14 protein-coding genes are annotated in these 13,376 nt (G+C 63.9%); 8 read left to right on the top strand and 6 right to left on the bottom strand.

The genetic code is table 11. The features are described 5' to 3' along the window. Positions 1–32: 32 nt before the first annotated feature. Positions 33–1,628, top strand: coding sequence for a phosphoglycerate dehydrogenase (gene serA / locus ASD64_RS01225; RefSeq protein WP_056099419.1), 1,596 nt, complete (start codon positions 33–35; stop codon positions 1,626–1,628). Between the two features lie 198 nt (positions 1,629–1,826). On the opposite strand, the gene ASD64_RS01220 is transcribed toward serA, so the two are convergent. The 6 genes from ASD64_RS01220 to ASD64_RS01195 all read right to left on the bottom strand — a co-directional run bounded on the left by ASD64_RS01220 (position 1,827) and on the right by ASD64_RS01195 (position 5,994). Further along, positions 1,827–2,771: a 3-keto-5-aminohexanoate cleavage protein gene (locus tag ASD64_RS01220; protein ID WP_056099417.1), complete on the bottom strand. Its 945-nt coding sequence runs from the start codon at positions 2,769–2,771 to the stop codon at positions 1,827–1,829. A 103-nt stretch (positions 2,772–2,874) separates the two neighbouring features. Further along, entirely contained in the window at positions 2,875–3,306 is a 432-nt protein-coding gene (locus ASD64_RS01215; RefSeq protein WP_056099414.1) for a DUF6691 family protein, read from the bottom strand. Next, entirely contained in the window at positions 3,306–3,737 is a 432-nt protein-coding gene (locus ASD64_RS01210; RefSeq protein WP_056099413.1) for a YeeE/YedE family protein, read from the bottom strand. Before ASD64_RS01210 ends, ASD64_RS01215 begins: the two co-directional genes overlap by 1 nt. After that, the gene (locus tag ASD64_RS01205) at positions 3,734–4,102 is read right to left on the bottom strand and encodes an ArsR/SmtB family transcription factor (RefSeq protein ID WP_056099409.1); all 369 of its coding nucleotides are present in this window, start codon (positions 4,100–4,102) and stop codon (positions 3,734–3,736) included. The genes ASD64_RS01210 and ASD64_RS01205 overlap by 4 nt, the downstream gene beginning before the upstream one ends. Continuing rightward, positions 4,099–4,980, bottom strand: coding sequence for an MBL fold metallo-hydrolase (locus tag ASD64_RS01200; RefSeq protein ID WP_056099407.1), 882 nt, complete (start codon positions 4,978–4,980; stop codon positions 4,099–4,101). The genes ASD64_RS01205 and ASD64_RS01200 overlap by 4 nt, the downstream gene beginning before the upstream one ends. A gap of 165 nt (positions 4,981–5,145) precedes the next feature. After that, positions 5,146–5,994, bottom strand: coding sequence for an alpha/beta hydrolase (locus ASD64_RS01195; protein ID WP_056099405.1), 849 nt, complete (start codon positions 5,992–5,994; stop codon positions 5,146–5,148). 281 nt (positions 5,995–6,275) lie between these two features. Between ASD64_RS01195 and ASD64_RS01190 the strand changes: the two genes are divergently transcribed. From ASD64_RS01190 to ASD64_RS01160, 7 genes are all read left to right on the top strand, one after another. Further along, positions 6,276–7,901: an AMP-binding protein gene (locus tag ASD64_RS01190; RefSeq protein ID WP_056099402.1), complete on the top strand. Its 1,626-nt coding sequence runs from the start codon at positions 6,276–6,278 to the stop codon at positions 7,899–7,901. Next, positions 7,898–8,734, top strand: a complete 837-nt coding sequence (kynA, locus tag ASD64_RS01185; protein WP_056099400.1) for a tryptophan 2,3-dioxygenase — start codon at positions 7,898–7,900, stop codon at positions 8,732–8,734. The genes ASD64_RS01190 and kynA overlap by 4 nt, the downstream gene beginning before the upstream one ends. Positions 8,735–8,785: 51 nt before the next feature. Then, on the top strand, positions 8,786–9,922 hold the full coding sequence (locus tag ASD64_RS01180) for an ABC transporter substrate-binding protein (protein WP_056099396.1): 1,137 nt from the start codon (positions 8,786–8,788) through the stop codon (positions 9,920–9,922). A gap of 116 nt (positions 9,923–10,038) precedes the next feature. Then, complete coding sequence (locus ASD64_RS01175) at positions 10,039–10,959, top strand: branched-chain amino acid ABC transporter permease (RefSeq protein ID WP_056099393.1); 921 nt, start codon at positions 10,039–10,041, stop codon at positions 10,957–10,959. Further along, positions 10,959–11,939 carry a branched-chain amino acid ABC transporter permease gene (locus ASD64_RS01170; RefSeq protein ID WP_413813563.1) on the top strand — a complete coding sequence of 327 codons (981 nt, stop codon included), beginning with the start codon at positions 10,959–10,961 and terminating at the stop codon, positions 11,937–11,939. The genes ASD64_RS01175 and ASD64_RS01170 overlap by 1 nt, the downstream gene beginning before the upstream one ends. After that, positions 11,932–12,681, top strand: coding sequence for an ABC transporter ATP-binding protein (locus ASD64_RS01165; protein WP_056099387.1), 750 nt, complete (start codon positions 11,932–11,934; stop codon positions 12,679–12,681). The genes ASD64_RS01170 and ASD64_RS01165 overlap by 8 nt, the downstream gene beginning before the upstream one ends. After that, the gene (locus ASD64_RS01160) at positions 12,678–13,364 is read left to right on the top strand and encodes an ABC transporter ATP-binding protein (protein WP_056099385.1); all 687 of its coding nucleotides are present in this window, start codon (positions 12,678–12,680) and stop codon (positions 13,362–13,364) included. The genes ASD64_RS01165 and ASD64_RS01160 overlap by 4 nt, the downstream gene beginning before the upstream one ends. The last annotated feature ends 12 nt before the right edge of the window (positions 13,365–13,376 follow it).

The following is a 13,376-nucleotide window of genomic DNA, read 5'->3' as shown; positions in this document are numbered from 1 at the left end:
GAAGGCAGGGCGCCGATCAAAGGATCAAGCCCATGCCCCGCGTTCTTGTTTCCGACAAGCTTTCCACCACCGCCGTGCAGATCTTCAAGGATCGCGGTGTCGACGTCGACTATTTGCCCGATGTGGGCAAGGACAAGGAAAAGCTGCTCGAGATCATCGGCCAATATGACGGCCTCGCCATCCGCTCGGCCACCAAGGTCACCGAAAAGCTGATTGCCGCCGCGACCAACCTGAAGGTCGTCGGCCGCGCCGGCATCGGCGTCGACAATGTCGATATCCCGGCCGCCTCACGCCGGGGCATCATCGTCATGAACACGCCGTTCGGCAATTCGATCACCACGGCGGAGCACGCCATTGCTTTGATGTTCGCGCTCGCCCGCCAGATTCCGGAAGCCAACGCCTCGACGCAGGCCGGCAAATGGGAAAAGAACCGCTTCATGGGCGTCGAGATCACCGGCAAGACGCTCGGCATCATCGGCTGCGGCAACATCGGCTCAATCGTGGCGACGCGCGGCGTCGGCCTCAAGATGCATGTCATTGCCTTCGACCCGTTCCTGTCCGACAGCCGCGCCGAAGAGCTTGGCGTCGACAAGGTCGAACTTGACGAACTGTTCGCGCGCTCCGATTTCATCACGCTGCACACGCCGATGACCGACAAGACGCGCGGCATCATCAATGCCGGCGCCATCGCCAGGATGAAGGACGGGGTGCGCATCATCAATTGCGCGCGCGGCGGCCTCGTGGTGGAGGCCGACCTCATTGCGGCGCTGAAAAGCGGCAAGGTCGCCGGTGCCGGCATTGACGTGTTCGAGGTCGAGCCGGCGACGGAAAGCCCGTTGTTCGGCATGGAGAATGTCGTCTGCACCCCGCATCTCGGCGCGTCCACGGAAGAGGCGCAGGAGAATGTCGCCCTGCAGGTGGCCGAGCAGATGTCGGACTACCTGATCAAGGGCGCGGTTTCCAACGCCATCAACATGCCGGCCATCACGGCGGAAGAAGCGCCGCGGCTGAAGCCTTTCGTCAAGCTCGCCGAAGTGCTGGGCGCCTTTGTCGGCCAGGTCACCGAAGACCCGATCAAGGAGGTCGAGATCCTGTTCGACGGGCAGGTGGCGTCGATGAACACGCGCGCCCTGATCAGCGCCGCCCTTGCCGGCCTGATCCGACCGCAGGTGTCGGACGTCAACATGGTGTCGGCGCCGATCATGGTGAAGGAGCGCGGCATCATCGTCGCCGAGGTCAAGCGCGACAAGTCCGGCGTGTTCGACGGCTACATCAAGCTGACGGTCAAGACCGAGCACCGGACGCGCGCCATTGCCGGCACCTGCTTTTCCGACGGCAAGCCGCGCTTCATCCAGATCAAGGGCATCAATCTCGACGCCGAGGTCGGCCAGCACATGCTCTACACAACCAACGCCGACGCGCCGGGCATCATCGGCCTGCTCGGCACGCTGTGCGGCAAGAACGGCGTCAACATCGCCAATTTCCAGCTGGGTCGCAACCGGCCGGGCGGCGACGCCATCGCGCTTCTCTATCTGGATGCGCCGTTCCCCGAAAAGGTGCTGGCGGAATTGCGTGAGCACACGCTGATCGATTCAGCCAAGCCGCTGCAGTTCGACGTGGCCGGCTGAACCAAGGCGCGGGGCCTTAATGCATGTCGCCCGAACGTGGGAGCCGGTTTCGGGATAACGACATTCATAAAAACAAATACTTAGAGCGCGCCAGCGAATCCGAAAGATCGCGACGCGTTCTAGTCGCGGTGGCGACCTGTCTTTTGTCGGAGCAGCGGATTCTTCCGAAAGCCGGTTCCCGCTTTTTGGCGCTATGCTCTAAAATCCCACCGCATCGCCGCCCTTGAGGTCGAGCAGCGCGCGCGCCTCGTCAGGCGTCGCCACCTCAAGGCCCATGTTCTCGATGATGCGGCGCGCCTTCTCGACCTGCTCGGCATTCGAGCGGGCAAGTTTGCCGGGGCCGGCCCAAAGCGAATCCTCCAGGCCGACGCGGATATTGCCGCCGAGCGCGACCGACATCGAGGCGACCGGCAACTGGTTGCGGCCCGCGCCAAGCACCGACCATTGAAAATCGGTTCCGAACAGCCGGGTGGCGGTGCGGTGCATGTGGGCGACGTCCTCGTAATGCGCGCCGATGCCGCCCAATATGCCGAACACGCTCTGCACGAAGAAGGGCGGCTTGACGATGCCAAGATCGGCAAAGTGGGCCAGTGTGTAGAGATGGCCGATGTCGTAGCACTCGAACTCGAAGCGGGTGCCGTTGTCGGCGCAGGTCTTCAAAATGTATTCGATGTCGGCGAAAGTGTTCTTGAACACGCGGTCCTTCGAGCCTTCGAGATAGGGCCGCTCCCAGTCATGCCTGAACTCGGTGAAGCGGTTCAGCATCGGGTGGAGGCCGAAATTCATCGACCCCATATTGAGCGAGGCCACTTCCGGCTTGAAGGTCCTGGCGGGCTTGAGGCGGTCGTCGATGGTCATGGTCGCGGCACCGCCGGTGGTGATGTTCACGACGCAGTTCGAGCGCTGCTTGATGACCGACAGGAATGGCGAAAACAGCTCCGGGTTCTGGTCGGGGCGGCCGTCGAGCGGATTGCGCGCATGCAAATGGATGATCGCAGCGCCCGCTTCGGCAGCACCCACCGCCGCGTCGGCGATCTCGCTTGCCGTCACCGGCAAATGCGGCGACATCGACGGCGTATGGATCGAGCCGGTCACGGCACAGGTGATGATGACCTTGCGGTTGCTCTTTGTCGGCGCGCCCATCTTTGCTCCCCGTTCTGATCGGATGGTTCGCGCACTATAGCCGGGTCGGGCGTCGGCGGTATGGCGCAGCGCGGCCAAGCGCAGGGACCACGCGTTCCGGTGGTCAAGTAGCGGGCGACGGTTGCAGCCAACCCCGCGCCAGCCGGGCCACGGCTATGCCGCAGGTCATGGATGCGACGAAAACCAGCGCGCCCGGCTCGGCGAGGCCAAGGGCGGGGATCGAACCGCCCGGACAGAAGCCGGTGATGCCCCAGCCGATGCCGAAGGTGGCCGCGCCTGCCAGCAAGGGCAGGTCGAGATCCTGTTTCGCGGGCAAATGGAAGCTGGTGTCGAAAACCGGCGCCGGTCGCTTGAGAACCAGCCGGTAGCCGATGAAGGTCACCAGCAGCGCGCCGCCCATGACGAAAGCGAGCGACGGGTCCCATGTGCCGGCGAAGTCGAAGAAATTCTGCACCTTTGCCGGATTGATCATGCCGGAGATAGCGATGCCGGTGCCGAAGACCGCGCCGGCGAGCAAGGCAGCAACGATGCGCATCACGAAAGCCCTCCCAGCAGATGGCGCACGACGAACACGGTCACGGCGGTCGAGGCCATGAAGACGGCGGTAGCGACGAAGGAGCGCCGCGACAGGCGGGCAATGCCGCATACGCCATGGCCCGACGGGCAGCCGGAGCCGAAATGAACGCCGATGCCGACGATCAGTCCGCCGATGACGAGCCACGGCGTCGGCAGGTTTGTCTGGAAGGGAATTGTGTAACGGCCGAGACCGGTGATGAGCGCAGGCGCTGCAACCGCACCGGCGAGGAAGGCGAGGCGCCAGCTCCAATCAGGCGCAATTGGCGCAACAAGACCGGACAGGATGCCGGTCATGCCGGCGATGCGGCCATGCAGCGCCATCAAAAGCACCGCCGACAGGCCGATCAGCATGCCGCCGACAAGGGAGGCAAGAGGGGTGAACTCGGTCATGGGATCTTTTCTACCGCCTTTTTGACCGCCGCGCGAGGCCGGCAAAACAGCCGGTGCATGGTGGCGATGAAGATTTCCACGCGAGGATCGGCCAGTTGGTAGAACACCTGCTTGCCGTCCTTGCGCCCGGTGATCAGGCCTGCCTCCCGCAATTCGGCCAGTTGCTGCGAAAGGCCGGGCTGGCGGATGCCGAGCAGATCTTCCAGTTCGCGCACCGAGCGCTCGCCGTCGGCCAGCGCGCAGGAGACCAGCAGGCGGTCGGGGTTGGACAGTTTCTTGAGGAAGGCCGACGCCTCCTCGACATTGGCCTTCAGGTCGGCTGCCTCGCAGGAGAGTCTTTCGGCACCGGCATTGTCAGCGTTCATCCCCACGGCGCTCCTTTGAGAAGGTCGAGCGGAATCTTGAGGTAGCGTGTCCCGTTCGCTTCCGGTTCGGGCAGGCGTCCGCCATTGGTGTTGATCTGCAGCGAATGCAGGATCAGTTTCGGCATCACCAGGGTGCGGTCCCTGGCCTCGCGCGCGGCGACAAACTCCGCCTCGGTCTTCAGCTTCGCCATATGGATGTTGCTGGCCTTCTGCTCGGCCACGGTCGATTCCCACAAGGGCTGCCGGCCGCCGGGCTGGTAGTCGTGGCCGGTGAAGATGCGGGTGTCGTCCGGCAAGGCGAGGATGGCCTGGATCGAATTCCACAGAGCGGTGGCGCTGCCGCCGGGAAAATCCGCCCGCGCCGTGCCGCCGTCCGGCATGAACAATGTGTCATGCACGAAGGCGGCATCGCCGATGACATAGGTCACCGAGGCAAGCGTGTGGCCGGGCGAGTGCATGACGCGGCCAGCGATATCGCCGATCCTGAAGGTATCGCCATCGGCAAACAAGCGGTCCCACTGCGAGCCGTCGGCAGGAAAGTCGGACCAATTGTAGAAGTTCTTCCAGAGCCTCTGCACGTCCTTGATCTTTTCTCCGATGGCGGTCGGCGCGCCGGTCTTTTCCTTCAGGTAGGTCGCCGCCGAGAAGTGGTCGGCATGCGGATGGGTGTCGAGTATCCACTCGATCTCGTAGCCCTTGCCGGCGACGAATTCGAGCAGGCGGTCGGCATTGGTCGACGCCGTCTGGCCGGACTTTTCGTCGAAATCGTAGACGGGGTCGATGATGGCGCATTTCCTGCGCGCGGCGTCGGCGACGACATACTGCACCGACCATGTTCTCGGATCGAAGAAACCAGTGACTTCGGGCGTCGCTGCCATGATGCCGTTTCCCCCTCTCAGCACATTGCGCCGTTGTCTCGCCATCCGATGGGCGCAGAGGCTATATCAATTGCGTATAATTGATTGCAAATAAATGCAATTGAAAAAAGAAGCCGACTTGCGGGACGGCTGGCGGAGCCTTCAGGCATTCGCTGTTTTTGATCGTTACTCTGCGAGCAGGCAGCGGGTCAGCGCATGGGCGGGATCGGCGAGGCCGTCGATGACGCTGAAATGATGCCTGTCCGGTTCGACGACGGTGGCCGTCTCGGCGCCGAGCCCGGTCCAGATACTGGCCAGAAGGGCGTTCTGGCGCACGAATTCGGCCCGTTCGGCCCCGCCTACCCAGCAGGTGAGGCGGATGTTCTCGATGGGGCGCAACAAGGCCGGGCTTTCCGCAAGCGCCTCGGCTTCGTCGATATGCAGGTTCTCGTTCATTGCCGTGCGCATCAGCGGTCTCAGGTCATGGACGCCGGAAATCGAAACGACGTGGCGGATGCGTTCGCGGACAGTGCCGGGCAGCGGCGAAGTCGCGGATGCCATGCGGCTGACCAGATGGCCGCCGGCCGAATGCCCGGTCAGCATGATCGGCCCCGGCACCATCGCGGCAGCCGCCGTGATGGCGCTGCCGACTTCCTTGACGATGCCGCCGATGCGGATTTCAGGGCACAGCGTGTAGGAGGGCATGGCGACGGCATAGCCCTTGGCCAGAGGGCCGGCAGCGAGGTGCGACCAGTAGCTCTTGTCGAGCGCCAGCCAGTAGCCGCCATGGACGAACACCACCAGGCCCTTTGGCGTCGCTTGCGGCAGCAGCAGGTCGAAGCGGTTGCGGGCAGCGCCGCCATAAGCGAGATCAAGCCTCGCCCTGTCGCTGCCTTGAGCTTCGCGGAAGGCCCGAGCCGGCTCTACCCATGCGGCGGGCCAGCGCTCACCGCCGGCAATGTGGGCGCCGTTGGTATAGGCGTCGCTCCAGTTCTCGATGCGGCGGGTGAGCAAAGGTATCCTCCGGCAGGTCATGCTATTTGCGCCTAGCTGTGACGCTGCCGGGCGCGGTGTCAATATAGTCCCGCGAGAAACTTTAGGCTTGAAATAATTTTCGGCTGGTGCCATGTTTTCAGCGTCGACAAATGCCGGCGCGATGCGTGGGTGTCTTGTAGCCTTTCGGTGCGAAAGGCGGCGTGTCGCGGCAGGCTCGGGCCGGCCCGCTCGCCGCACGGTCGAAGCAAGGCCGCCACGTTTCCCGGACGGCCCGGTTGCCGGGCCGACGCATGGCGTGTGTCGCAGGGAGGAAATCTGCCATGCTTGGGCCGACGGCGCATATCGACACGTTCACGCGCGACAATCTTCCGCCGGCCGACCAGTGGCCGGCCTTCCTTCTCGATGGCTTCCAGTATCCCGATCACCTCAATGCCGCGGTCGAACTGACCGACCGCATGGTCGACCAGGGCTTCGGCGACCATACCGCGCTGATCGGCAACGGACGCCAGCGCACCTACAAGGAGCTGTCCGACTGGACCAACCGGCTGGCGCATGCGCTGGTCGAGGACTATGGCGTCAAGCCGGGCAACCGTATTCTCATCCGGTCCGCCAACAACCCGGCGATGGTCGCCTGCTGGCTGGCGGCGACGAAGGCGGGCGCGGTCGTGGTCAACACCATGCCGATGCTGCGCGCCGGCGAACTTTCCAAGATCGTCGACAAGGCCGAGATCGGGCTGGCGCTGTGCGACACGCGGCTGATGGACGAGATGGTCGCCTGCGCCAAGGATAGCGCATTCCTCGGCAAAGTGATCGGCTTCGACGGCACCGCCAATCACGATGCGGAACTGGACCGCATCGCGCTCAGCAAATCCGTCCGTTTCGAAGCGGTGAAAACCGGCCGCGACGACGTGGCCCTGCTTGGCTTCACCTCGGGCACGACCGGCGTGCCGAAGGCAACCATGCACTTCCACCGCGACCTGCTCATCATCGCCGACGGCTATGCCAGGGAAGTGCTGGGCGTCACCCCCGACGACGTGTTCGTCGGTTCGCCGCCGCTTGCCTTCACCTTCGGCCTCGGCGGCCTGGCGATCTTCCCACTGCGTTTCGGTGCAACCGCGACGCTCCTGGAAAACGCCTCGCCGCCCAACATGATCGAGATCATCGAGACTTATAAGGCGACGATCAGTTTCACCGCCCCCACCGCCTACCGGGCGATGATGAAGGCGATGGACGAGGGCGCCGACCTGTCGTCGCTTAGGGTCGCCGTTTCGGCCGGCGAAACCTTGCCGGGACCGGTGTTCGAGGAATGGGTGGCCAAGACCGGCAAGCCGATCCTCGACGGCATCGGCGCGACCGAGATGCTGCACATCTTCATTTCCAACCGCTTCGAAGACATGAAGCCGGCTTCGACCGGCAAGGCTGTCGGCGGCTACGAGGCGCGTGTCGTCGACGACGCCATGAACGAAGTGCCGCGCGGCACCGTCGGCAGGCTGGCGGTGCGCGGGCCGACCGGATGCCGCTACATGGCCGACGATCGCCAGCGCAACTATGTCCGCGACGGCTGGAACCTGACCGGCGATTCCTTCCGCCAGGACGAAGACGGGTTCTTCCATTTCGCCGCGCGCTCCGACGACATGATCGTCAGCGCCGGCTACAATATCGCCGGGCCGGAGGTCGAAGCCGCCTTGCTTGCCCATGACGAAGTGGTGGAATGCGCCGTGATCGGCGCGCCCGACGCGGATCGCGGCCAGATCGTCGAAGCCTATGTCGTGCTGGTCAAGGGTGTGGCCGGCGACGCCTTGACCGTCAAGCGGCTGCAGGACCACGTCAAGTCCATGATCGCGCCGTACAAATACCCGCGCTCGGTCAGGTTCGTCGAAGCTTTGCCGAAGACGCAGACGGGCAAGATCCAGCGATTCCGGTTGCGAGTGGAGCGCACGCAATGAGCGAGGCCTACGATCCGTCCGCCGAGGGCGCGCAGATGTCGTTCAAGGGACGCATGTCCTACAGCGACTACCTGCATCTGGAAAAGGTTCTCGACGCGCAGGAGCCGCTTTCCACCGCGCATGACGAGATGCTGTTCATCATCCAGCACCAGACCTCCGAATTGTGGATGAAGCTGGCGCTGCACGAACTGCATTCGGCCATCGACTGCGTGCGCAAGGACGATGTGCAGCCCTGCTTCAAGATGCTGTCGCGCGTGGCGCGCATATTGGAGCAGCTCAACAATGCCTGGGACGTGCTGCGCACGATGACGCCCAGCGAATACACCCAGTTCCGCGGGTCGCTCGGCCAGTCGTCGGGCTTCCAGTCATGGCAGTACCGGGCCATCGAGTTCCTTGCCGGCAACCGCAACCTCGCCATGCTGGGTCCGCACAGCCATCGGCCGGAGACCGTGGAGAGACTGGAAGCGATCCTTGCGCGCCCCTCGCTCTACGACGAGGCGATCCTTTTGCTCGGCCGCAACGGCTTCGATATCGGTGAGGATGGCGAGCGCAGCGATTGGCGCGAGAGCCGCCACGAGAACGAGGCGGTGCTCGCCGCATGGCAGGCCATCTACCGTGAGCCGCACCGCTACTGGGTGCTTTACGAACTGGCCGAAAAGCTGGTCGATTTCGAGGACTATTTCCGCCGCTGGCGCTTCAACCACGTCACCACGGTGGAGCGGATCATCGGCCTGAAGCGCGGAACCGGCGGAACCGGCGGCGTTTCCTACCTTAAAAAGATGCTTGAGGTTGAACTGTTTCCGGAACTCTGGAAAGTTCGCACCAAGCTCTAGGTCAAGACCAGACTCAAAACGACAAACGGAATACTCAAGGAGGAGAACGAAATGCGTGGAATTCTGGCGGCCAGCCTGCTTGGCCTTTCATTGACGGTATCGGGATTGGCCCAGGCCGAGCCGGTGAAGATCGGCGTCATCACCACTTTGTCCGGCGGCGGTGCCGGCCTTGGCGTCGACATGCGCGACGCCTTCACACTGGCGATGAAGCAGTCCGGCAACACCGACGTCGAACTCATCGTCGAAGACGATGCCCAGAAGCCGGAACTGGCCGTGCAGATCGCCGAAAAGATGATCCAGAGCGACAAGGTCGACCTGATGACCGGCATCATCTGGTCCAACCTCGCCATGGCCGTCGTGCCGAACACGGTGGCGCAGGACGTCATCTACCTGTCGCCCAATGCCGGCCCTTCGGCTCTCGCCGGCGCCAACTGCAACAAGAACTATTTCAACGTCGCCTACCAGAACGACAATTTCCACGAGGCGATGGGGCAGTACGCCAACAAGGACTACAAGAAGACCTTCATCCTCGCCCCCAACTATCCGGCCGGCAAGGACTCGCTGACCGGCTTCAAGCGCTACTACAAGGGCGAACTGGCCGGCGAACTCTACACGCAGGTCGGCCAGACCGACTACGCAGCCGAGATCGCGCAAATCCGTGCTTCGGGCGCGGATTCGGTGTTCTTCTTCCTGCCCGGCGGCATGGGCATCGCCTTCATGAAGCAATATGCCCAGTCGGGCGTCGGCATTCCGGTGCTCGGCCCGAGCTTCTCCTTCAGCCAGGACGTCCTGCCCGCGATCGGCGATGCGGCACTCGGCGTCAAGAACTCGGCAAGCTGGTCGCATGACCTCGACAACGAGGCCAACAAGAAGTTCGTCGAAGCCTTCCAGGCCGAATACAAGCGCCTGCCGTCGATCTACGCGGCGCAAAGCTGGGATACGGCCAATCTGATCCTGTCGGCAATGTCCAAGGCCAGCGTCAAGGACAAGGACGCCTTCCGCGCAGCGCTGAAGGCAGCCGATTTCCAGTCGGTGCGTGGCGAGTTCACCTTCAACACCAACAATCATCCGATCCAGAACATCTATGTTCGCGAGGTGGTGAAGGAAGGTGACGTGTTGACCAACAAGATCATCGGTACCGCCTTTGAAAAGCACGGCGACGCCTACGCCGAACAGTGCAAGATGTAGCATCGGCATTGCCCTTTGAATGCAAGCAGTCCCTGTCGGGGGCTGCTTGCATCTTTGGGTATGCCGTGCGGCTTGCCCTCATCCTTCCATCAAAAATCTGACCGGGAACCAGCTTTGTGTCCGCTGCCCTGCTGATCGAGCAATTGCTGAACGGACTGCAGCTCGGCGTCATGCTGTTCCTGATTGCGGCCGGCCTGACGCTGATCTTCGGCGTCATGGGCCTGATCAACCTTGCTCACGGCTCGCTCTACATGATCGGCGCGTTCGCTTGTGCGGCGGTCGCGGCGGCGACCGGCTCGTTCTGGATCGGCCTTGCCGCCAGCCTTGCCGCGGCAGCGGCAGCCGGCGCATTGATGGAGGTGGTGATCGTTCGCCGGCTATACGAGCGCGATCACCTCGACCAGGTGCTGGCGACTTTCGCGCTGATCCTCATCCTGTCTGAAGGCACGCGCTGGATTTTCGGCTCGTTCCCGCTCTATCTCGACATTCCGCCGCTGCTGCAAGGCGCGGTGCCGCTGCCGGGCGGCGGGCAGTACCAGCTTTACCGGCTGGCGATCATCGGCGTCGGCATTGTCGTTGCGATCGGCCTCTATCTCCTGATTTCGCGCACGCGGCTCGGCATGCGCATCCGCGCCGGCGAGACCGACCGAGAAATGATCGCAGCGCTCGGCGTCGATATCCGCACGCTCTACACCGTCGTCTTCGCGCTAGGTGCGGCCCTTGCCGGGCTTGCCGGCGCCATGGTCGGCGCGCTGCAATCGGTGCAGGTCGGCATGGGCGAGCCGGCGCTGATCCTTGCCTTCGTCGTCATCGTCATCGGTGGCATCGGCTCGATCAAGGGCGCGCTGGTCGGCGCAGTCCTCGTTGGCATCGTCGATACGATGGGGCGCTTCCTGTTGCCGAAACTGCTGGCGCTGGCGCTGCCCGCCTCGCAGGCCAACATGGTGGGCGCCGCCCTTGCCTCGATGCTGATCTATATCGTCATGGCGATGATCCTGGCGTTCAAGCCGCGCGGCCTTTTCGCGGGGCACGGATGATGGCCGGGCTGTCGCGGGAGAAAACCGCCAATATCGTGCTTGCGCTGTTGCTGCTTGGCGTTCCGCTGGCGGCGGTCGCGGCAGGAGAACCGTTCTACGTCACGCTGGCGACGCGCATCGTCATCCTGGCGCTGGCGGCTATCGGCCTCAACATCGCGCTCGGCCTCGGCGGGCTGGTGTCGTTCGGCCACGCCGCCTTCTTCGGTCTTGGCGGCTATGTCGCCGGTATTCTCGCCACGCACGCCTTCAACGGCGAAACGGTGCTGTTTGGCCTGCCTTCCACCACCTCGATGCCGGTGATCTGGCTGGTTGCCGTTGTGCTGTGCGGGCTCGTCGCTTTGCCGATCGGGGCGATATCGTTGCGCACATCGGGCGTCTACTTCATCATGATCACCCTGGCTTTCGCGCAGATGATCTACTACTTCGCCGTCTCGTGGCCCGACTATGGCGGCGAGGACGGGCTGTCGCTCTACGTGCGCAACACCTTTCCCGGCGTGAACACGGCCCAGCCCCTTCCCTATTTCCTCGTCTGCCTTGGCGTGCTGGCGGCGGCGGTCTGCCTGTTCTGGCTTTTGCGCGGCTCGCGCTTCGGTGCGGCACTGGAAGCAGCGCGGCAGAACACCACCCGCCTGTCGGCGGTCGGCATCGCCCCGTTCAACATCAAACTGGTGGCCTTCGTCATTTCGGCCATGGTGACGGGACTTGCCGGCGCCCTGTTTGCCGACCTCAACCGCTTCGTCAGCCCTTCGATGGCGTCATGGCAGATGTCGGGCGAACTGATCGTGCTGATCATCCTCGGCGGCAAGGGCCGCCTGTTCGGGCCGATCGCCGGCGCCATTGTCTACGTGCTGTTCGAGTTTGCGCTGGGCGGTATCACCGAACGCTGGCAGTTTTTCCTCGGCCTGATGCTGCTCGGTGTGGTGCTGTTCGCGCGCGGTGGCCTGCTGGGCCTTGTCGCGGGGAGGGCGCGCCATGACTGACGCGATCCTCGAACTCACCGATATCCGCAAAAGCTTCGGTGCGCTGAAGGCGACGGACGGGGTGAGCCTCGACCTCAGGGTGGGTGAAATCCATGCGCTGATCGGCCCCAACGGTGCGGGCAAAAGTACGCTGATCCACCAGATTTCCGGTTCGCTCAAGCCTGACAGCGGCTCGATCCGCTTCCAGGGGCAGGACATGGCCGGCCTCGACATGGCTGCGCGGGCCAGGCGGGGACTCGGCCGCAGCTTTCAGATTTCTTCGCTGGCGCCGGAATTCTCGGCGCTGCGCAACGTGATGCTGGCGGTGCAGGCCAGGCAAGGGTCGAGCTTCCGCTTTTTTCGCCCCGTGGCGGGCGACAGGAGCCTGACCGAGCCGGCCATGGCGATGCTGGAACGGGTCGGCCTGCAGGATCGGGCGCGTGTGCCTGCCGCCGAGCTGTCGCATGGCGAGCGCCGCCAACTCGAGGTGGCGATTGCGTTGGCGCTCGGCCCGAAGGCTTTCCTGCTTGACGAGCCGATGGCGGGCCTCGGCCCCGACGGGTCGAAGCGACTGACTGGTTTCCTCGACGCCCTGCGCAGTGAAGCGCCGATCCTTTTGGTCGAGCACGACATGGATGCCGTCTTCGCCCTGGCCGACCGCATCTCGGTGCTGGTCTATGGCAGCATCATCGCCACCGGCACGGTCGATGAAATCCGCGCCAACCCGGAAGTGCGCCGCGCCTATCTCGGAGACGCGGCATGAGCTTGTTGTCTCTCAAGGGCGTCGAAGCTTTCTACGGTGCCTCGCAGGCGCTGTTCGGCGTCGATCTTACGGTCGAAGACGGCGAGGTCGTGGCGCTGATGGGCCGCAATGGCATGGGCAAGACGACGACGATCAGTTCGATCCTCGGCATGGTCAAGCCACGCGCCGGTACCATCCATTTTGCCGGCAAGGAAATTGCCGGCCTGCCGTCGCACCGCATCGCCCAACAGGGGCTGGGGCTGGTTCCCGAAGGCCGGCGTTGCTTCCCCAACCTCACCGTCGAGGAGAACCTCCTGGTCGCCGCGCGCGGCAGCGATTGGACGCTGGCGCGCGTCACCGGGCTTTTTCCGCGTCTCGGCGAGCGTCTCGGTCAATATGCCAACACGCTGTCAGGCGGCGAGCAGCAGATGCTGGCCATCGGCCGCGCGCTGATGACCAATCCTCGCCTGCTGATCCTCGATGAGGCGACCGAAGGGCTGGCGCCGGTCATCCGTCAGGACATCTGGGCGGCGCTGCGCAAGCTGAAGGTGGCGGGCCAGTCGATCCTCGTCGTCGACAAGACGCTGTCGGAACTGCTGCCGGTCGCCGACCGCTGCTTCGTGCTGGAAAAGGGCGTCACCGTCTTCGAGGGCAAGCCCGAAGCGCTCACCGCCGAACTTCAGGATCGCTATCTAGGCGTGTGACCATGCATGGCG

It is taken from the genome of Mesorhizobium sp. Root157, assembly GCF_001427385.1.
Taxonomy (GTDB): Bacteria; Pseudomonadota; Alphaproteobacteria; order Rhizobiales; family Rhizobiaceae; genus Mesorhizobium.
This window is presented reverse-complemented; position numbering and strand designations above follow the sequence as displayed.